The sequence below is a fragment of the Paenarthrobacter sp. Z7-10 genome (assembly GCF_026932795.1).
Classification (GTDB): domain Bacteria; phylum Actinomycetota; class Actinomycetes; order Actinomycetales; family Micrococcaceae; genus Arthrobacter_M.
Genome location: NZ_JADPVH010000022.1, coordinates 41,766 through 60,442 on the forward strand (window position 1 = coordinate 41,766; position 18,677 = coordinate 60,442).

An 18,677-nucleotide genomic window follows, 5' to 3' on the forward strand; every position below is an offset into this window, starting at 1 on the left:
CTGGTGCTGCCGCCGGTTACGGGTTCTGGCGCCGGTTATGGGTTCTGCAGCCAGCCGGCGAGTTCGGGGGCCCAGTAGGTCAGCACCAGATTGGCACCGGCACGTTTGATGCTCAACACAGATTCTTCGATGGCACGCCGCCTGTCGATCCAGCCATTGGCGGCCGCCGCCTCGATCATCGCGTACTCCCCGGAAATCTGGTAGGCCGCCACCGGTACGGGCGACATGGCGGCGACGTCCGCCAGGATGTCCAAATAGCTCATGGCCGGCTTGACCATCACCATGTCGGCGCCTTCTTCCAGGTCCAGCTCCACTTCCAGCAAGGCCTCACGCCGGTTAGCCGGATCCATCTGGTAGGTGCGCCTGTCCCCGACCAGCTGCGAATCCACCGCCTCCCGGAACGGACCGTAAAATGCCGAAGCATATTTGGCGGCGTAGGCCAGGACGGTGGCGTTGTGGAATCCGGAGTCATCCAAAGCCTTCCGGATCACGCCGATCTGGCCATCCATCATGCCCGAGGGGGCCAGCACGTGCGCCCCCGCTTCGGCCTGCGCCACGGCCATCTGTGCGTAGATCTGCACCGTGGCGTCGTTGTCCACCCCGCCGTTGGCATCCAGGACGCCACAGTGGCCGTGGTCGGTGAACTCGTCCAGACAGACATCGCCCATGATGACCAGCTCATCCCCCACCTCCGAGCGGACGTCCCGGATGGCCTTATTCAGCACGCCGTCGGGATCCAGCGCGCCCGAACCCACGGCGTCCCGGACAGCGGGGACACCAAAGAGCATGATGCCGCCCAGGCCCAGCTCCACCGCCTCGGCAGCGGCCCGTTTCAGCGAATCGGTGCTGTGCTGCACCACGCCGGGCATGGAGGAGATCGGGGCGGGTCCGGAGAGTCCTTCACGGATGAATGCCGGCAGGATCAATTCCGCCGGGGAAAGCCGGAATTCGGCGGTCAGCCGGCGCAGCGCCGGTGTCGCACGCAGCCGGCGCGGACGGGAATGCGGAAAACTCACTGCTGCTCCTTCTCAAGGGACGATTCATTGCCCGTCCCGGGCACTGTTTCGGGGATCTCATAAGGTATGGATTCAGGGACCGTTTCCGCGCTGTTGGCCTGGTGATCGAGGGCAAGGACGGCCCGGGTCAAGGCTTCCACAATCCCGGCCGGCGTTGGTTCATCGGCGGTGCCGGCGACCAGAAGCCCCACGTTCTCGGACTCGGTCCGGGTCGGCACGCCGATGGCAATCAGCAGGCACGACGGCGGCAGCGGACCCAGCAGCCGGGCGATGCTTCGCGCTGCGCTTCCGGACGCGGCGACGACGGCGTCAATCCGGCCGACCGCGAGCATCGTCTTCGCCGCGCCCGGGGTCAGCAGTTCCGGGCTGGGCGTGGATCCGCCCGGCGATGGGGAGGATTGCGCCGCGTCGTGCGGGGTGCCTGCGAATTGTAAGGAGTGCGCCGTTTCCGGTGCGGGAGGGAATTCCATCGACTGTGCATGCGGACGCCAGGAGGTGCCCGGCTTCAGTGCAGTGGTCAGGCGTGCTGCAGGCCGCGCCGGATAATCCACCGTCCGGTACGCCGGAAGGGAATCCACCTGGGCGCCCTTGGCCGCAATGCCCCGGGCCAGGGTGGGTTCGGCAATGTCCGATTGCGGCAGCAGCACCCGGCTCCGTCCGTCGGGCCAGAGTTCCACCAGGCCGGCCGCGGATTGCACATCCCGGGGCGCCAGGTCCACGCGCACTCCCTCCGCCTCCAGTATCTTCCGCGACGATGGGCCGATGGTGGCCACTCGGGTCTGCGCCGGAAGAAGGTCCGCCAACGAGGTATCGTGCGCGGCAGCCCATTGCTTGAGGGCGCGAACGGTGGTGATGCTGCTGACCACCAGCCAATCGAATTTGCCCGCCCTCAGCCGTTCCAGCGCAGCACCCAAGCCATCCTGATCGGCCGCAATCTCAAAGTCCAGCAGGGGCACCAAAACCGGAACGGCGCCGGCCGCGGAGAGTGCCGTGGCCAGCGCAGCCGAGCGGTCCGGACTGCGGGTCACGGCAACGGTAAGACCCTGAAGCGGCAGGCTCACGATCCGGTGCCGGCCAGATCCGCCAGATCGGCCGCGCCGCGCGCCAGCAACTCTTCGGCCACGTCAATTCCCAGCAGGGTTGCTCCCACTTCGGTCAGGGCGTCCGTTGCCTTCTTCAGGCGCACTGAATCCGTGCCGTCCACCGCACAAACCACGGCTTCCAGCTGCAGGGTGCTGCCCTTCCGGTAGGCCAACGCACCGACCGGAGCGCTGCAGCCCGCCTCCAGCCGGGCCAGCAGGGCCCGTTCAGCCGTCACGGAAAGCCGGGTGTCGGCGTCGTCGAGCGCGGCAAGAGCCTGGCCCAAAACGCCCGCGGCCGGCGTGTCCTGACTGCGGCATTCCACCGCGAGCGCGCCCTGGCCCGGCGCGGGCAACATGAAGGAGGGAGCAAAGAATTCGCTCACCACATCCAGCCGCCCCAGTCGGGCCAACCCGGCGGCAGCCAGCACCACAGCATCCAAATCACCGGACTTGCCTTCCACTGAACCGTTACCGTCCTCCGGCGGGTTACCCGCAAGCCCCGGAACCCGGGCAAGGCGGGTACCCACGTTACCCCGGATATCCACCACCACCAGGTCAGGGCGGGCAGCACGGAGCTGGGCCGCCCGCCGCGGTGATCCGGTGCCAATCCTGGCACCGGCGGGCAGGTCCGCGAATTTCAGCGAGTTCCTGGCACAGAGCGCATCGCGGACGTCCGCGCGGACCGGGACCGCGGCCATGGCAAGGCCGGAAGCCGCACCGGTGGGCAGGTCCTTGAGCGAATGGACCGCCACATCGCAGTGTCCCTTCAGCAGCGCGTCCCGCAGCGCTGTGACGAACACGCCGGTTCCGCCCATCTGGGACAGCGATCCGGTCAGCACGTCACCCTCGGTCTTCACGTGCACCAGCTCAACCTCGAAGCCGCCGACGGCGGCCAGCTTGTCCGCGGTCTGCTGTGTCTGGGTCAGCGCCAGCTTGCTGGCCCGGGTCCCCACCCGCACCGTCGCCGCACTCACTGAACTTCCTTGGGCGCCGATGCGGGGCGGAGGTCGTGCCCGGTCCCAACGGTGCTGTCCGCGCCCGCGATGGCCGGCTTCGCGCCACGGAAATTGGCGCAGCAGCCGGGCCTGCAGACGTCGTACCAGGGGCCGAGCTTGGTCATCGCGGGACGGTCGGCAATGTAGTTGGCGGTGGTCCGCTCGCTGATCAGGTCAACCAGACCTGACACGAAGGCCGAATGCGTACCGGGTGTGGGCGCGCGGTGAAAAACCAGACCCAGCCTGTCGCAGGTCTCCTTTGCCTCGGTGTCCAGATCCCAGACCACTTCCATGTGATCGCTGACAAAGCCCAGCGGCACGATGACCACGCCCTTGACTCCCTGACCAGCCAGCTCTTCCAGGGCATCGTTGATGTCCGGTTCCAACCACGGAACATGCGGCGCCCCGGAGCGCGACTGATAAACCAGCGACCACGGCGTTTCGGCGCCGGAAACCGCACCTCCTGCGGCCGCATCGGCGGCAGCTCCCGCGGCCGCGTCAACGCGCCGGATCACCTCGGCACCATTGGCCAGGTGCTGGGCCACGTACGCGGAGTCCTCGTCGAAGGAGCGCGGCTCCCCCTCGGAGCTGCCGGCGGCATGCGCATCGCGCAGAGGTATCGAGTGCGTGGCGAACAGTACGTGCACCGGCTCATCCGGGGTTCCGGCGGCGGCCAGGCTGGCGCGAACGGTCGCCAGGCCCTTCGCGGTGCCTTCGATAAAGGGTTCAACAAAACCGGGATGGTCGAAATACTGCCGGACCTTGTCCACTTCGAGCCTCCAGTCCAGCCCGGTTTCAGTCAGCGCCATGCCGATGTCCTCGCGGTACTGGCGGCAGCTGGAGTAGCAGGAGTAGGCGCTGGTGGTAAGCATCAGCAGGCGGCGGTGTCCGTCGTCGTACGCCTGCTTCAGCGTGGCGGGAAGGTAGGGATCCCAATTCCGGTTCCCCCACAGCACCGGCAGGTCGATGCCGCGTCCGGACAGTTCGGCCTCCAGGGCCGACTTCAGCTCCCGGTTCTGCGCATTAATCGGAGAGATGCCACCGAACGCGCGGTAGTGGTGGCTGACCTCTTCGAGCCGCTCGTCCGGGATGCCGCGCCCTCGGGTGACGTTGCGCAGGAACGGCAACACGTCGTCCTGGCCCTCGGGGCCACCGAAGGAGGCGAGCAGGACGCCGTCATACTCCTTGGGCGCCATTCGGCCGGACTCCGTCACGGGGTTGGTCACCGTTTCAGGGGTGAACGCATCCCGCACGGTCATCGCAGCACCTCCGCAACACCGGACGCGCTGATCCGGCGTCCGGTGTAGAAGGGGATTTCTTCGCGCACGTGCAGCCGGGCGTCCGTGCCGCGCAGATGCCGCATCAAATCCACCAGGTCGAGCACGTCGTCGGCCTCCAAGCCCAAAATCCATTCCCAGTCGCCCAGCGCAAAGGCAGACACGGTGTTGGAGAGGACGTTGGGGAACTCGCGGCCCAGCATTCCATGGTGTCGAAGCATGCGTCCGCGCTCCTCCGGCGGCAGGATGTACCACTCATAGGAACGCACAAACGGAGAGACGCAGACCCAGCCTTTGGGCTCGGTGTTGGCCATGTAGGACGGAGCGTGGTTCTTGGCGAACTCGGCTTCCCGATGCACGCCCATGGCCGACCAGGCTATCTCCGTGCTGGCAAAAAGGTCGCTGCGGCGGATCTCACGGACCGCGCGCTGCAGCCCCTCGGCATCGGGGCCAACAAGCCAGACCATCACGTCGGCGTCGTTGCGCATCGCGGAAACGTCGTAGGCGCCGCGCAGCGTGATCCGCCGCTCCGCCAGCTCCTCCACCAACTCCTCGAAGGCTGCCGCCTGCTGTTCTCCGCCGGCAGCCGGAAGGCCGGCCCGTTTGAAAACGGTCCACAGCGTGAATGCGGACACTGCGGGCGTATCCTGCCCAATGTCCGGCGCGATCTGCGGCGCTGTTTCGAGAGTGTCGGCGGGAGTTTTAGTGACAGATTCCGCAAAAGTGTGGCTCATGGGTACAAGTCTGCCCCTTACCCCTGCCAAACTCGAAACTGGGCGGCTCTACAAACTGTAGAAGTTGTAGAAATCACAATTCCGCTCCCGCATTGTCCTGCTGGCGGAAGCAAAAACAGCCTGCAATCCCGCGTGTGTCAGCCGTCTGCGGAGGCTGCGCGGCACCCTTCCTGTAGCCGCCTCACCTCGGCGCGGGCATCGGCGACGACGGCGGCCAGTCCGTTCCCGGCAAGCCAGCCGCCGGTCAGCAGCAGCGACGGTTCTTTCCGAAGCCGCTCCCGCAGCTGCGCCACGCGCCGTCGGTGCCCAACCGCAGCAAACGGCAGCGAACCGCTCCAGCGGACCACGTCCCAGCCGAGCAAATCCTCGCGGACGAGAGGCTGACCCAACAGCGCGGAAGCGTCGGCGAGCGCCATGTCCAGCAACGCATCGTCGCCAAGCAAAACATGTTCTGCCCCAGATGCCGCAACGACCGCCCCGGGTCGCGGCTCCGGCGACTCGGGCGGAGCGCCGCCGTCCGCAGCCCGCCCGTCGACGGCCTGCTCCGTTCTTCCGGCCGTAACCCGTCCGCCGCGCGTCTCCCCGGCCACTGCCCCCGCCCGCCCGTATGAAAGGCGCAGGACATGGGTGCCGGGCCCTGCCTCGGCCGCCAGCCAGGGCCATTTCGCCGTTGCATGGGTGAGCGCTTTTGCACCAATGCCTGCGGTCTGCGGCGCCACCAGAATGCCGGTGCCACGTGGCTGGACGTCCAGCTCCGGACGGTCCAGCACCAGGGTCACCAGCCGAACGTCCGGTCCAGGTTTCGGGGCGAAGGCTGTGAGGAACGGGAGCGCAGGGGCCAGCAGGGCGACGGCGGTGGGGCCGTCCGTGGCCATCACCAGCAGCTCCGCGGTGCCGGTCCAGCGGCCGGCCGTCACCCTCCAGCCGCCGGCTTTGGGTGCCGACCCGGAGTCGGTCTTGGTTGTGTCTTTGGCAGCGTCTCCCACGGTATCTTTAGCTGTGTCTCCCGCGGTGTGCTTGGCCGCGTTCCCCGCAGCGGCCTTGGCTGTGTCTCCGGTTGTGACTTTGGCTGTGTCTCCCGGAGCAGCTGTCCGCGAAATCTCCGTGACCGGATGTTCAGCATGCAGCGCCACGCCGGATTTCAGCAGTGCTGCGGTCAGGGCATCCACCAGAGTGTGCATTCCGCCCACCAGGCCACCGACAGCGGCGCCGGCCTTGCCGGCCGTCCGCTGGGCGGCAACGGCAGCCGCCAGCGAACCGTGCTCGACGATGCCACGGCGCAGCCCGGGAGCCACCATGTCCACGTCCAGGACGGCTGGATCCGCCGAGTGCACCCCGCCGACCACAGGCGCCACCAGCCGCTCCAGCACACGGCGCCCCATCCGAGCCAGCACCAGGTCCGCCACACTGATGACCTCGGCCGTGGTGCCGACCGAGGTGGGCAGGCGGGCATCGGCACTGGCGCGCAGGGCGCCCGCAAGCCCCAATGCGCTGCGGACTTCCGGCGCCCAGGGATCGGCGGGAATGCCAAGCACACCTGTCTTGGGCAGCGGCACTGGTCCATCCGGCAGTTGGACCCATGCTCCAGCCCGATCCGGCGCGGTGATCTGCTCACCCAACCCCAGCTCGGCCGCCAGGTCCGACACCGCCGTCGACCGGGTGGCAAAAGACTCCGCTCCACTGTCCAGCAGCAATCCGGCCACCTCGTGCCGACCGACGCAGCCACCAAAGGACGCAGCCGCTTCTAGAACCGTGACCCGGTAGCCCGCGGCCGCCAGATCCCGGGCCGCAACGAGGCCGGCAATACCGCCGCCGACCACTATCGCCCGCAGCGGCTGCGGCTGCGGAGGCAGAGGTTTACGCAGTTGGGGCAGATGGACATGCGGCAGGTGCAGCTGACCGAGGCGGCCGCCCGCCACCGCCCCGGATACCGGGTCGGCACCGGTTCCCCCGCCGTTCCCCGGTGTTGTACTTCCCGTCATCATGGTTCAATCGAGTGGATCAGCTCCACCACCCGGGTCAATACCGCCGGATCCGTCTCCGGAGGCACACCGTGACCGAGATTAAGCACGTGTCCGGGAGCCTCGGCGCCGGCGGCAATCACCGCCAGGACATGGGCCTCAAGCACCTCCCAGGGAGCGGACAGCAGCGCCGGGTCAATATTTCCCTGCAGCGGCACTGATCCCCCCAGCCGCCGGTTCGCTTCGTCCAACGGAAGCCGATAATCCACCCCCACCACGTCCACGCCCACATCGCGCATGGCAACCAGCAACTCGGAAGTACCGGTGCCAAAATGGATCAGTGGCGCGCCGAGCGGGCGCACGTGCTCCAGGGCCCGGGCGGAGGCGGGGGCAACATAGCGGCTGTAATCGGCCAGTCCCAATGATCCGGCCCAGGAGTCGAAAAGCTGGCCGGCGCTGGCGCCCGCCTCCAGTTGGGCGCGCAGGAACATCCCGGAGGCATCGGCGGCCCAGTTTGCCAGCGCCTGCCAGGCCTGCGGATCTGCATGCATCATGGTCCGCGGACCCAGGTGGTCCCGGGAGGGCTTACCCTCCACCATGTAGGCGGCGAGGGTAAATGGTGCGCCGGCGAAGCCCACCAGCGGTGTGGAGCCAAGCTCGGCAACGACCAGCCGGACTGCCTCCCGGATCGGCTCCAGTGCCTCTTCAGTCAGGACGGGCAGCGCGGCAACATCGGCGGCCGTGCGGATCGGGTGCTCCAGCACCGGTCCCACGCCGGGGACGATGTCAACGCCGACCCCGGCCAGCTTGAGGGGAATCACAATGTCGGAAAAGAAAATTCCAGCGTCCACGTCGTGCCGGCGTACCGGCTGCAGCGTGATCTCCGCGGCCATCTCGGGTTTCAGGCAGGATTCGAGCATGCCAGTGCCCTGCCGGAGCCTGCGGTATTCGGGCAGCGAACGGCCGGCCTGGCGCATAAACCACACGGGGCGCCGGGACGGCTTGCCGCCGCGGTAGGCGGTGATGAGCGGTGAATCTGCGGTGCGGCCGTCCATCAGGGGGTGCCCGGGGCTAAGAGTCATACCTTGATTCTGCCGAAGTTCGCCTCTAATGGATAACCGCCGTCCGCCGCAGACCAGCACGAGGACGACCGTTTGCGCCGCGGGTACACAGCACGACGACGACCATTGGCGCCGCGGGTAAGCAGAATCACGCCCGCAAAAACGGGTTTGGCCACCCTTGCTTGTTCTACCGCGCTGCGAAGTCGGTACTATGGAAGAGCTGTGGTCCTATTTTCCCTTGTTGCTTCGCACGCCGATATAGACCTCGAGACAGTCGCCCGCCTCAGTGCCGGCGCCTCGAAGGTCGCCTCGACTATGCTCGCTGACAATCCGGAAATTCTTGGTGCCGTGGCCGTGGCCACCTGCAACCGCTACGAGATCTACGCCGAAGCCCGCAGCGCGGATGAGGTCGAAGCAGCCAGGGCCGCCGTCGTCGCCCGGATCAGCAACCTCAGCGGGCTGACCGAATCCACTGTCTCCCGTGCCTTCGACACCCGCCGCGGCGAGGCCGTAAGTGCCCACCTCTTTGCCGTCAGCGCCGGACTGGATTCCGCCGTCGTAGGCGAGCGGGAGATTGCCGGACAGGTGCGCAGGGCGCTCATCGGAGCCCAGCAGGACGGCACCGCAAGCCCGGCCTTGATCAGGCTGTTCCAAGCTGCGTCCAAAACGGCCAAGGATGTGGGCGCACAAACCGCCTTGGGAAGCCGCGGCCTTTCCATCGTCTCTGTGGCGCTGGATCTTGCGGCCGAAATCGACGACTCCGCTTCCGCCGGAGACTTTGGCGGCAAGAAGGCAGTCATTTTTGGCACTGGGGCCTACGCCGGCGCCACCATGGCCAAACTGGCCGAGCGCGGCTGCACCGACATCGCCGTGTTCTCCTCCTCGGGCCGGGCCGAGGCCTTCGTCGCCAGCCGCGGCGGTACAGCGCTGACCAGCGCAACGCTGCCCGACGCCGTGGCCGACGCCGATCTGATGATCGGCTGCAGCGGTTCTGACCACCGCGTCGAAGCGGGCGACATTGACCGCGTTCGGCGTACTTCCCGTAAGCCGCTGATCATCATTGACCTGGCGCTGACCCGTGATTTTGACCCTGCCGTCAATGAACTGCCGGACGTTGAGCTGCTCACGCTGGAATCAGTCCGAATGGCCGCACCGCAGGAACAAGCCCAGTCGCTGTCCCAGGCCAGCAGCATCGTCTCCGAGGCCGCCCGCAGCTTCGAGGCCCGGCAGAACGAGCGTTCCGTTGACGGCGCCATCGTGGCCCTGCGCCGGCACACGCTCTCGGTCCTGGATACCGAAATCGAACGCGTCCGCGCCCAGCATGGCTGCACCGCAGCGGCTGAAGAAGTGGAATTTGCCATGCGGCGGATGGTCAAATCGCTGCTGCATATTCCCACCGTCCGTGCCCGTGAACTGGCTGCCACCGGCGAGCAAGAATCTTACTTTGCCGGTCTTGAGGCGCTTTACGGCATCACCGTGGAACAGCCAATGTCCGCCGGAGCCGCACCCGCAGGCTCTGCGGACTTGGCGGCCCGGGATTGCCCCGTCCTGCCGGCTGAGGAAGCACCCCCGGCAGCTGCGATCGGAACTGCCTGATCCCTGCGCCATCCTGAAGCACGCTGGCCGGCCCCCGGTTCAGGGCGGCGAGCCGGTCTCCGGTGCAGAGCGGCTTAGCCGGACGCCGCAGCCAGGGCGGCGCCGCCCGCACCCCAGACGCAGGCTCCAATCACCGCCCCCATCAGCAGCAGCCACAGGCCAGCGGGAATCCGGGTCCGCTGCTGGAGGATGAAAGCATCCGAGCTGGACAGTTGGCGCCCTCGGCGCAGGTGGACACTGACAAGGTTCAGCCACGCCCGTACGGCACCCACTTCCAGGGTGGCCCCGAGCACCAGCAGGACGTAGCCCTGGACGATATCCGTGGCGAAGTAGAAAAGTCCGGCCGCCACGCTGGCGCAGACCAGCACAGCCAGGGCGCCAAAAATATTGCGGACGAAGATTATCGACAGCAGCACGACGACGGCGCCCACGAGCAACGTGGCCCGCTGCCAGCCAGCGGTGGCGGCGGCCACCAGAGCCGCTCCGAGCACGGCGGGGGCCGGGTAACCCCAGAAGCCGGACCAGACGGCGGGCAACCGCCCGCGGGCCAGTGTGTGAGTGCTGCCGGACTGGTCGCGCTGGATCCGGATGCCGCGCAGCCGCTGCCCCGTCATCAGGGCCGCGAATGCGTGTCCCAGTTCATGCACCACCGTGATGTAAACGCCGAAGTACCGCCAGAGTACCGCGGGTCCGGCCAGCAAAAGGGCGGCCGCAGCGACCAGGGCGAGCACCGGGGCAGCAGGAGTCACGGGTGTACCCCGAATCAGGGCGTCGGTGATAGCTGCCAGCCAGGGCTGGTCGGGAGGCTGCATGCGCTCTGGTCAGCCGAAGGCGTTCACGGCGGTGAGGTCCGCCGAGGGTGCCCACCGCCCGGCCGCAACCTCCGGGTCCACGGCGCGCGGGTCTACTCCGGCCGTCAGGGCGGTTGCCGCGCCGGGGATCGTCAGCTCGGCGATGTCACGAAAGGACCGCACGCCGGCGGTCCTACCCCGGCGGTCCAGTTCGACGGCGAACAGGGAGCTGGCGGTTTTCGCCTGACCGTGAGCTCCAAAACCTGAACCGATCCTGTGTTGCGGTGTTGACCCTGCTCCTGAAGACCGGTCCATGGCTGACTCTTTTCTGTCGAAGGAACAGTGGCTCCGGAGAGATTCCGCGGGAAACCCCGCCGCCGTTGCCGGCGATCAGTACACCGGTTTCTCCGGCTCCACCTCGTTCACCCAGGCCAGGATTCCGCCTTCCAGATGGACGACGTCGTCGTATCCGGCGGCCTTCAGGCTGGCCAGCGCCTGCGCCGACCTGCCGCCAACCTTACAGTGCAGCACCAGCGGAACGCCGTGGTCAATACCGGCGAAAGCGTTCCCGGACTGGATGCCGGAGAGCGGAATAAGCCTCGATCCCGGAATCCGGACGATGTCGAATTCGCCCTGCTCGCGCACATCAATGAGCTCGAAACGGTCATCGCCCCGGTCCCGGGCCACCAGCCGATCGGCCAGCTCGCGAGCCGTGATGACATCCGCGGCCCGGTGGCCGGCACCCCCGGCGCCGCCCGCGGCATTGCCCGGCATCCCCTCTGCATCACCCGACACGGCGGGGGTGGCCGGCAGTCCGCAGAACGCCTCATAGTCCATCAACCCCGTCACGGCCTGCGCCTCGGGGTCTTTCGAAATCCGGATTTCCCGCCAACTGGAGGCCAACGCATCAAAAATCATCAGCCGGCCCAGCAGCGTCCTGCCCACACCCGTGATCAGCTTGACCGCCTCTATCACCATTAGCGACCCCACCGCCGCGCAGAGCATGCCAAAGACGCCGCCCTCGCCGCAGGATGGTACCGTCCCGGCGGCCGGCGGTTCCGGATACAGATCCCGATAGGTGGGCCCGTGCTGCTCCCAGAAAACACTCACCTGCCCGTCGAAGCGCAGGATGGACCCCCAGACATACGGTTTACCCTGCAGAGCAACCGCATCGTTGACCAGGTAACGGGTGGCGAAGTTGTCCGCGCCGTCCAGGACAAGGTCATACCCGGCGAAAACCTCCAGCGCATTGGCGGCATCAAGGCGCAGCGGATGCAGCACCACATTAACCAGCGGGTTCAGTGCCAGGATGGATTCCCTGGCCGATTCGAGCTTAGGCCGGCCCACGTCCGCCACCGCGTGAATCACCTGCCGCTGCAGGTTGCTCAAGTCCACCACGTCGTCGTCGACTATGCCGATAGTGCCCACCCCGGCCGCAGCCAGGTACAGCAGCGCCGGCGAACCCAGGCCGCCCGCCCCGATCACCAGTACCCGCGCATTCTTCAGCCGCCGCTGCCCCTGCATACCGATCTCGGGAATGATCAGGTGCCGGGAATAACGTTCCACTTCTTCCCGGCTCAATTCCGGGCCGGGTTCCACCAGCGCCGGCAAAGTTTCCGGCGGCTTGTCGGTGCTGATCCGTAAAGTTGGGGCCATAGAAATAAATGTAAGCCCGCGCGGGCGGCGTCGTCATATTACCGACCGGTAGAATGCGTAGGAGTGCACGCCGCCCCTGAGCGTGGGCAGGAAGGGCGTTCAGCGCATGAACGAAAACAAAGACGCTAAAGACAATGCCGGCCTGCCGCGCAGCCGTCCCCGGCCCGCGCGGCTTCCCCGCGACGAACGACGCATCCAGCTGCTGGCCGCGGCACAGGAAGTTTTCGTGGCCAACGGCTTCCATGGTGCGGCGATGGATGAAATTGCGGAAACTGCGCGGGTCAGCAAACCGGTGCTGTACCAACATTTTCCCAGCAAGCGCGAGTTGTATCTGGCACTTTTGGACAATCACCTGGCCGACCTTACCGACCAGCTGCTGACGGCGCTGAGTTCGACGACGGATAATAAGCTTCGAGTCCGGGCCACCATGAAGGCGTATTTCGAATTTATTGCCCAGGACAGCCGGGCGCATCGGCTTGTCTTCGAATCCGATCTGGTCAATGACCCGGACGTGGCTGCCCGGCTGGAAAAGTTCAATGCCGCCTATGCCGATGCCATTGCCTCGGTCATTGCCGGGGACACCAAACTTCCGCACGTGGAAGCGATGCTGCTGGGCCGTGCGCTGGCGGGCATGGCCCAGGTCAGCGCGCGCTACTGGCTCGAAACCGACGGCAACCTCGACCTCGAGGTGGCGAGCGAACTGATTTACCGTTTAGCTTGGCGCGGAATCAGCCGATTCCCCAAGGAGTCGTAGAGTAAACATAGGTAGGCGGGTCGAAGCGCGGCCCGACAGTCCGGCAGAAACCAGCTCTAAGACAATCCAGCAGTATGAAGGAGACCCGCGGTGGAAGTTAAAATCGGCATTCAGAATGTGAACCGCGAGATTGTGCTCGATTCGGCGCAGACAGCCGAGGAAGTGACAAAGCTTGTCGCCGATGCCGTGTCCAACAAGACCGAGCTGCGCCTCACCGACGAAAAGGGCCGAGTCATCATCGTGCCCGGAACCGTGCTTGGGTACGTTGAGGTCGGCGCTGAGGAATCGCGCCGCGTGGGCTTCGGCGCACTCTAGGCCCAGCCATGGTGGACCTGGTGGTTATCGCGTTGTTGGCCCTCCTGATCGGGGCCATCGTCTGGGGTATGGACAAGAAGCACGGTGAGTATGGAATCCTGGTTCCGGCCGCAGTCGCCGTGGTGACCGCCATGCTGATCTGGATCATCACCGTTGCGGCCGGTTTGGGCTATCAGCCGGGCCTGACCTGGATCCCGTGGATTGTTTCCTTGGCGGGCGCTGCCGCGGTGTCCGTCCTGGCCTCGCTGGCGCTCAGCTCCAGCCGTGCGGCCCGCGACACCACCCGCAGGACGGCGATCCTGCGCAGTTGAGTGCGGCGGAGCGCTGGGTCGTCATTCCGGGATGTGGTCCGGCTCCGCCGTCGCTCCCGCATTGCGCCCGGCCGCCGAGATCTGTCTGGCCAGCTCCATGTCCCGACTGGTGATCGCATCGCCGGCATCATGGGAAATCAGCGTTACCAGGAGCCGGTTGTAGCGCCAGTCCACGTCGGGATGATGGTTGGCATGTTCGGCCAGGTCGCCGATCCGGGCCAGCAGGTCCAGGGCAGCCCGCGCGGTCGGCAGCTTGAACACCGCGGCCAGCCCGGTTGGCCGGTAACGCCAATACGGCAGCGCCGCCAGCTGGTCCTCAATCTGGGTTTGGGTCAAAACATCCGCTGCACTCATCGTGGCTCCTGAGAACATGACACACCTCTACAGATCCGGTCGCCCGGCCATCGCCGAGGACGCCTGCGCATGGTGGCGTCGGGGAATCCGGCCTGCCCGTGCGGCCAGCCTACCGCCGATCACCGCGTGTTTGAAGGCCGCTGCCATCCGCACCGGATCCTGCGCGCGGGTGACGGCGCTGGCCAGCAGCACGGCGTCACATCCCAGTTCCATGGCCAGAGCGGCGTCCGACGGTGTGCCGATTCCGGCGTCAAGCACCACGGGCACCGAGGCACGGGAGACAATCAGCTCAATGTTGTGCGGGTTCAGGATGCCCAGTCCGGTGCCGATCGGGGATCCCAGCGGCATCACCGCCACCGCGCCCAGCAGTTCCAGCCGCAAGGCGAGCACTGGATCATCATTGGTGTAGGCAAAGACCTTGAATCCGCGCTGCACCAACTGCTCGGTCGCCTCTACCAGTTCGACGGCGTCGGGCAACAGGGTGTGTTCGTCCGCAATGACTTCCAGCTTCACCCAGTCCGTTTCGAGCGCCTCGCGCGCCAGTTCCGCAGTCATCACAGCCTCCCGGGCGGTGAAGCAGCCGGCGGTGTTGGGCAGCACACGGATCCGCTGCGCTTCCAGCAGCCCAAACAAGGATTGATGCCCGGCAGCCAAACCGGCCGAGGAAGCCGAATACCGGCGCATCGCCACCGTGGTCAGCTCGGTCCCGGAGGCCGCGAGCGCGGCCGCCAGGCCGTCGAGGCTCGGTGCGCCCCCCGTTCCCATGATCAGCCGTGAACCCAGCGGCACGCCGTCCACCATGAGCGTGTCGGCCGGCTCGGTGGCCTCGTTGGCCCCGCGTTGCGCCGAACCCCCACTGTCCACTTGGCTCACTGTCCCGTCTTCCATGTCATCCTCCCTGGACCGCTGTCACTATCTCAATCTCATCGCCGGCCTGCAATACGGTGCCGGCCCACTGACTGCGCGGCACAATACCGGCGTTCAGGGCCACCGCCACGCCCAGCCGCCGCCCATCGATGGCACGGCCGTCCGGGCCAACAGCCCGACCCGTGACCGTGGTGACAACGGAGCCGACGGTCTCCCCTGCTTCGAGCTCCCGCTGCGTCCCGTTGAGCCGGATGGCGATCATGGCGTCACCCCGCCGCGGCACAGGTGGCGCCCACCGACTGCCGTCGGACCTGCCGCGCGCAGCCGCTGCGGACCACCGGTCCCCTGCGGGTCGTCCCGGAACCGGTCCGGGGCGAAGTGCGTCCACGCCAGATCGACTATGCCGTTCATCAACTGGCGGCAGATCTGTGCCGCCATGGGTGCCAGCAGCACGCCATGCCGGTAAAAGCCTGTGGCGATAATCAGGCCCTGAACATTTCCGGCGCCGCCGGCGCGGACCCGACCCAGCAGGGGCGCGTTGTCCGGCGTCCCCGGCCGGGCCCGCGCCGTCGCCTCCAGCAGTTCCAACTCCGCCACCGCGGGAACCAGCACCGCCGCGTCGCGCAGCAGCTGATACACCCCGCCCGCGCAGGGGCCCGAAGGACCGTTCTCGCGCATAGTGGCACCGATTACCACCGTGCCGTCGTTGCGCGGCACCAAATAGATCGGCACACCGCGAACTAAACCGCGCACCGTGGCGGTGAGCAGCGGCTGCAGGTGCTGCGGCACCCGGAGCCGGAGGATGTCGCCGTAAACCGGCCGCAGTGGCAGCCTCAATTCCGATGGCAGGCCACGCAGTCCGGTGGCTCCCAGACCATTGGCGACGACGACTTCGGTGGCCCGGATGCTGCGGCCATCCTCAAGCAGCACGCCTGTAACAGCGGAATCCGCATCCGTCGGGTCGCGATGCAGCAGCGCGGCAGCGCTGCACCGGATCAACGTTTGTTCGTCCCGCGGCCGTCCGCCGGCCGCGGCCACCACCTGGAGTTGGACGAGCAGGGCCGCTGCCAAACCGCGCGGATCCACCTGATGGTCCTGCGCCACCCGGCAGGCACAAGAGAGCTGCGGAGCCAGCATCGGTTCGAGGGCGCGGGCGGCCCGGATGGTCAGCGCTTCCACATCCAGCCCGTGGGCCTGCTGGACGTCCCGCAGATCCGCCAGCGCCTGCCGGTCCGCCGCGTCCGCTCCCAACACCAGCGTCGCCGTCGTCCGAAATCCGGTTTCCGAGTGTCCAGCTGCCGCGAGCGGTGCCACGAAGTCTGGCCACAAAGCCGCGGACGCGAGCGTCAGCTCCAGCAGCCCTTCCTCCTGATAGCCAAGTTCGCTCACGGGAGCCAACATGCCTGCAGCGGCGAAGGTTGCTCCGGTGGCCGGGCCCGGATCAATCACCGTGACCGAGCGCCCGGTTCGCTGCGCCTCCCAGGCAATTGCCAGTCCCACAATGCCGCCGCCAATCACGGCGACGTCCGCATCAATGCCCACTGTCATGGAAATTTCCTTCCCTACGCCGGTACTAACCGGATCAGGTTCAGTTCCCGGCCATGAAAGCCGAAAACAAGTCGGTCGGCGCGTGCTGTTCCCGGCGCCCTCTCAGCCAGCTAGCCTGGCTCCCGCGGTACTCCCTCAGTCTAGGTTCTTCCGTGGGTCCGGACCGCATCCACTTCGTCTCAATACTCTTTCAATCCGTTTCAATCCTGCGCGTTCCACCGTCGGTTTGCTCAACGCATCAGGCCAATCATCTAGTCTGGTTCCTATGTCCCCTTCCCCCGTTGCCGCGATCAAACCCGCGGACGCCGCGGCCCGCCCCGTCCCGCTGACGGCTGCCCGACTTTACTTGTGCACGGATGCCCGGCGCGATCGCGGGGATTTTGTCCGTTTCCTGCACGCGGCATACAGCGGTGGAGTGGACATCATTCAGCTGCGGGACAAGTCCATTGATGCTGCGCTGGAGTTGCGGCTGCTCGCCGCCCTCCGCGACGCCGCGGCCGAGCACGGCCGGCTTTGGGCGGTCAATGACCGGGCCGACCTTGCTGCACTGTCCGGCGCGCCGGTGCTCCATCTCGGGCAGCAGGATCTGCCGATGGGTGCCGCCCGTTCGCTGCTGCCTGCCGGGACGTCGCTGGGGCTGTCCTCGCATACTCGGGATCAGGTGGAAGCGGCGAACGACGGCGGCGCCGACTATTTCTGCGTCGGTCCGCTCTGGGCTACGCCGACGAAACCGGGCCGTGCCGCCGTCGGGCTGGAATTGGTCAGCCACGCGGCGGCTTTGCGGACGGTCAAGCCCTGGTTCGCCATCGGCGGCATCGATTTGTCCAACGTGGCACAGGTTGTGGCCGCCGGCGCCCGCCGCATCGTCGTGGTTCGGGCCATCACCGAGGCCAGCGATCCGGCCGCTGCAGCAAGGGCCCTGCTGGCCCAGCTTCCCTGAATCCCGCTCCCCGTTCGACTTGTCCGGGCTCCGTTCCGCGAATGGCGGCCGTGAGCCACCTGCGGCGGACCATTGCACAATTACAGCAAGTGCCAAAGATCATCGCGTAGATTAGAGACAATGGCCGCTTTGACATCCCGTCCGCCTGCACCTGGAAAGCCGACGGTTCCAGAAGCCGCGCCGACTGCCGAAGCGGCGCGGCCGGTGACTGGGCCGCCTGCGGTGTGGACCGAAATCCGAACCCTGACGTCGCTGCGCTTTCTTGCCGCGCTTTGGGTTGTACTTTTCCATCTGCAGGCCCTGCAGAACACGTTCCTGGCGCCCGTTTTCCACTCGTTCGCCCCGATCGTCGACAATGGCGTGCTGGGGGTGGACGTCTTCTTCGTGCTGAGCGGCTTCATCCTGTCCTACACCTATCTGGACCGTCTGGGGCCCCGGTTCGGACCGGCCACCGCGGCCAGCTTCCTGTGGGCGCGGTTTGCACGGATGTGGCCCGCCTTCGCGCTGGTGGTGGGTGTTCTAGGTCTATGGTTCCTGTACGGAACCACGCAGCATACTGCCCTGGACTGGTCGCTTCAGCTGAAGGCACCCGATCTTTCGCCGTGGGGCCTGATCAAACAGTTGCTGATGGTTCATCTGTGGTTTTCACCGGAAACCGATGGCGCCAGCTGGTTTGGCCCGGGCTGGACTGTGAGTGCCGAGTGGCTGGCCTACGTAACTTTTCCATTGACAGCCCTGGCGCTGTTTCGGCTGCGCCGGCTGCATCCCTTGCCTGCGCTGGGGGCATCGGTGCTGGTGCTTCTGCCGGTCGCGATGATCGGACCCGGTCAGCTGATCGATACCTACACCCCTTATCCGTGCGAATGGCTGGTGCGGATCCTGTGCTGCTTCCTCGCCGGCGGTTTTGCGTACCTCGCTGTGCGCAACATCGGCGCCAGCAGGTTTCGGCCGCAGCTGGCCGGACCGGCAACGATCCTGGTTGCCGCCCTGGTGCTGGTCTTCCTGCTGCAGGCTAACAACAGCGGCCAGGGTCGGCCGGCCGTGCTGGCCTTTCCGCTCATTATCGCGCTGCTCTCACTTTCGCAGGGGCGGGTGCGTTCGGTGCTTGGGCATCGGTGGCTGATTCAGGGTGGCCGCGCCTCCTACAGCCTGTATTTGGTGCATATGCCCTTCATCTATGCGTTCCACTGGCTAAGTGTCGACTGGCTGCACGACAGTCACCCGGTGGGCCAAAACCTGCTGGCGGTCGGCTGTCTGGCGGGAACGGCCTTGGCTACATACCTGCTGTTCGCCTTCGTGGAAGAACCAGCTCGCCACAGGTTGCGGAAGCTCTTCCCCCGACCGGCGGCGCCAAACTACTAACTTGGTGGGGGTACAGGAAACGCCGGCAGCTGGCGGGGGAATTCCCACGCCAGCTGC

The 18,677-nt window shown here is 66.7% G+C and carries 20 protein-coding genes; 6 read left to right on the plus strand and 14 right to left on the minus strand.

The window, feature by feature from the left end:
- Positions 1-35 precede the first annotated feature (35 nt).
- From hemB to hemE, 7 genes are all read right to left on the minus strand, one after another.
- The gene (gene hemB / locus IV498_RS08560) at positions 36-1,016 is read right to left on the minus strand and encodes a porphobilinogen synthase (protein WP_269046141.1); all 981 of its coding nucleotides are present in this window, start codon (positions 1,014-1,016) and stop codon (positions 36-38) included.
- Positions 1,013-2,077, minus strand: a complete 1,065-nt coding sequence (locus IV498_RS08565; RefSeq protein WP_269046142.1) for a uroporphyrinogen-III synthase — start codon at positions 2,075-2,077, stop codon at positions 1,013-1,015. Before IV498_RS08565 ends, hemB begins: the two co-directional genes overlap by 4 nt.
- Positions 2,074-3,072 (minus strand): hydroxymethylbilane synthase, encoded by a 999-nt coding sequence (gene hemC, locus IV498_RS08570; RefSeq protein ID WP_269046143.1) that lies wholly within the window; start codon positions 3,070-3,072, stop codon positions 2,074-2,076. Before hemC ends, IV498_RS08565 begins: the two co-directional genes overlap by 4 nt.
- A complete protein-coding gene (locus IV498_RS08575) occupies positions 3,069-4,352 on the minus strand; it encodes a ferrochelatase (RefSeq protein ID WP_269046144.1) in 1,284 nt (427 codons plus the stop codon). The genes hemC and IV498_RS08575 overlap by 4 nt, the downstream gene beginning before the upstream one ends.
- Complete coding sequence (gene hemQ / locus IV498_RS08580; protein ID WP_269046145.1) at positions 4,349-5,104, minus strand: hydrogen peroxide-dependent heme synthase; 756 nt, start codon at positions 5,102-5,104, stop codon at positions 4,349-4,351. The genes IV498_RS08575 and hemQ overlap by 4 nt, the downstream gene beginning before the upstream one ends.
- A 137-nt stretch (positions 5,105-5,241) precedes the next feature.
- Positions 5,242-7,089 (minus strand): protoporphyrinogen/coproporphyrinogen oxidase, encoded by a 1,848-nt coding sequence (locus IV498_RS08585; RefSeq protein ID WP_269046146.1) that lies wholly within the window; start codon positions 7,087-7,089, stop codon positions 5,242-5,244.
- On the minus strand, positions 7,086-8,147 hold the full coding sequence (hemE, locus tag IV498_RS08590; protein WP_269046147.1) for a uroporphyrinogen decarboxylase: 1,062 nt from the start codon (positions 8,145-8,147) through the stop codon (positions 7,086-7,088). Before hemE ends, IV498_RS08585 begins: the two co-directional genes overlap by 4 nt.
- A 201-nt stretch (positions 8,148-8,348) precedes the next feature.
- On the opposite strand from hemE, the gene IV498_RS08595 reads away from it, so the two are divergent.
- Positions 8,349-9,722: a glutamyl-tRNA reductase gene (locus IV498_RS08595; RefSeq protein WP_269046148.1), complete on the plus strand. Its 1,374-nt coding sequence runs from the start codon at positions 8,349-8,351 to the stop codon at positions 9,720-9,722.
- Between the two features lie 74 nt (positions 9,723-9,796).
- Here the strand turns inward: IV498_RS08595 and IV498_RS08600 are convergent, their stop codons facing one another.
- The 3 genes from IV498_RS08600 to moeB all read right to left on the minus strand — a co-directional run bounded on the left by IV498_RS08600 (position 9,797) and on the right by moeB (position 12,169).
- Complete coding sequence (locus IV498_RS08600; RefSeq protein WP_269046149.1) at positions 9,797-10,534, minus strand: M50 family metallopeptidase; 738 nt, start codon at positions 10,532-10,534, stop codon at positions 9,797-9,799.
- Positions 10,535-10,543: 9 nt separating this feature from the next.
- Positions 10,544-10,828, minus strand: coding sequence for a hypothetical protein (locus IV498_RS08605; RefSeq protein ID WP_269046150.1), 285 nt, complete (start codon positions 10,826-10,828; stop codon positions 10,544-10,546).
- A gap of 75 nt (positions 10,829-10,903) precedes the next feature.
- Complete coding sequence (gene moeB, locus IV498_RS08610; protein WP_269046151.1) at positions 10,904-12,169, minus strand: molybdopterin-synthase adenylyltransferase MoeB; 1,266 nt, start codon at positions 12,167-12,169, stop codon at positions 10,904-10,906.
- Positions 12,170-12,275: 106 nt separating this feature from the next.
- Between moeB and IV498_RS08615 the strand changes: the two genes are divergently transcribed.
- The 3 genes from IV498_RS08615 (at position 12,276) to IV498_RS08625 (ending at position 13,549) form a co-directional block, all read left to right on the plus strand.
- Positions 12,276-12,923, plus strand: coding sequence for a TetR/AcrR family transcriptional regulator (locus tag IV498_RS08615; RefSeq protein ID WP_269046152.1), 648 nt, complete (start codon positions 12,276-12,278; stop codon positions 12,921-12,923).
- A 90-nt stretch (positions 12,924-13,013) separates the two neighbouring features.
- Positions 13,014-13,238, plus strand: coding sequence for a DUF3107 domain-containing protein (locus IV498_RS08620; protein WP_269046153.1), 225 nt, complete (start codon positions 13,014-13,016; stop codon positions 13,236-13,238).
- An 8-nt stretch (positions 13,239-13,246) separates the two neighbouring features.
- Complete coding sequence (locus IV498_RS08625; protein ID WP_269046154.1) at positions 13,247-13,549, plus strand: hypothetical protein; 303 nt, start codon at positions 13,247-13,249, stop codon at positions 13,547-13,549.
- A gap of 21 nt (positions 13,550-13,570) precedes the next feature.
- On the opposite strand, the gene IV498_RS08630 is transcribed toward IV498_RS08625, so the two are convergent.
- From IV498_RS08630 to thiO, 4 genes are all read right to left on the minus strand, one after another.
- On the minus strand, positions 13,571-13,903 hold the full coding sequence (locus IV498_RS08630) for a 4a-hydroxytetrahydrobiopterin dehydratase (RefSeq protein ID WP_269046155.1): 333 nt from the start codon (positions 13,901-13,903) through the stop codon (positions 13,571-13,573).
- Between the two features lie 27 nt (positions 13,904-13,930).
- Positions 13,931-14,704, minus strand: coding sequence for a thiazole synthase (locus tag IV498_RS08635; RefSeq protein ID WP_269046163.1), 774 nt, complete (start codon positions 14,702-14,704; stop codon positions 13,931-13,933).
- An 88-nt stretch (positions 14,705-14,792) separates the two neighbouring features.
- Entirely contained in the window at positions 14,793-15,032 is a 240-nt protein-coding gene (gene thiS / locus IV498_RS08640) for a sulfur carrier protein ThiS (RefSeq protein ID WP_442951324.1), read from the minus strand.
- Entirely contained in the window at positions 15,029-16,318 is a 1,290-nt protein-coding gene (gene thiO / locus IV498_RS08645) for a glycine oxidase ThiO (protein WP_269046156.1), read from the minus strand. Before thiO ends, thiS begins: the two co-directional genes overlap by 4 nt.
- 265 nt (positions 16,319-16,583) lie before the next feature.
- On the opposite strand from thiO, the gene thiE reads away from it, so the two are divergent.
- Positions 16,584-17,258 carry a thiamine phosphate synthase gene (gene thiE, locus IV498_RS08650; protein ID WP_269046157.1) on the plus strand — a complete coding sequence of 225 codons (675 nt, stop codon included), beginning with the start codon at positions 16,584-16,586 and terminating at the stop codon, positions 17,256-17,258.
- Positions 17,259-17,462: 204 nt separating this feature from the next.
- Positions 17,463-18,620: an acyltransferase family protein gene (locus IV498_RS08655; RefSeq protein WP_269046158.1), complete on the plus strand. Its 1,158-nt coding sequence runs from the start codon at positions 17,463-17,465 to the stop codon at positions 18,618-18,620.
- Positions 18,621-18,677 lie beyond the last annotated feature (57 nt).

What these genes read in the sequence shown, in the direction of transcription:
- IV498_RS08630 (WP_269046155.1), bottom strand. Translation starts at nt 13,903, where the DNA reads ATGAGTGCAGCGGATGTTTTGACCCAAACCCAGATTGAGGACCAGCTG.
- thiO (WP_269046156.1), bottom strand. Translation starts at nt 16,318, where the DNA reads ATGACAGTGGGCATTGATGCGGACGTCGCCGTGATTGGCGGCGGCATT.
- thiE (WP_269046157.1), top strand. Translation starts at nt 16,584, where the DNA reads ATGTCCCCTTCCCCCGTTGCCGCGATCAAACCCGCGGACGCCGCGGCC.
- IV498_RS08600 (WP_269046149.1), bottom strand. Translation starts at nt 10,534, where the DNA reads ATGCAGCCTCCCGACCAGCCCTGGCTGGCAGCTATCACCGACGCCCTG.
- IV498_RS08605 (WP_269046150.1), bottom strand. Translation starts at nt 10,828, where the DNA reads ATGGACCGGTCTTCAGGAGCAGGGTCAACACCGCAACACAGGATCGGT.
- IV498_RS08585 (WP_269046146.1), bottom strand. Translation starts at nt 7,089, where the DNA reads ATGATGACGGGAAGTACAACACCGGGGAACGGCGGGGGAACCGGTGCC.
- IV498_RS08615 (WP_269046152.1), top strand. Translation starts at nt 12,276, where the DNA reads ATGAACGAAAACAAAGACGCTAAAGACAATGCCGGCCTGCCGCGCAGC.
- IV498_RS08625 (WP_269046154.1), top strand. Translation starts at nt 13,247, where the DNA reads ATGGTGGACCTGGTGGTTATCGCGTTGTTGGCCCTCCTGATCGGGGCC.
- moeB (WP_269046151.1), bottom strand. Translation starts at nt 12,169, where the DNA reads ATGGCCCCAACTTTACGGATCAGCACCGACAAGCCGCCGGAAACTTTG.
- hemQ (WP_269046145.1), bottom strand. Translation starts at nt 5,104, where the DNA reads ATGAGCCACACTTTTGCGGAATCTGTCACTAAAACTCCCGCCGACACT.
- IV498_RS08575 (WP_269046144.1), bottom strand. Translation starts at nt 4,352, where the DNA reads ATGACCGTGCGGGATGCGTTCACCCCTGAAACGGTGACCAACCCCGTG.
- hemE (WP_269046147.1), bottom strand. Translation starts at nt 8,147, where the DNA reads ATGACTCTTAGCCCCGGGCACCCCCTGATGGACGGCCGCACCGCAGAT.
- IV498_RS08635 (WP_269046163.1), bottom strand. Translation starts at nt 14,704, where the DNA reads ATGGTGGACGGCGTGCCGCTGGGTTCACGGCTGATCATGGGAACGGGG.
- thiS (WP_442951324.1), bottom strand. Translation starts at nt 15,032, where the DNA reads ATGATCGCCATCCGGCTCAACGGGACGCAGCGGGAGCTCGAAGCAGGG.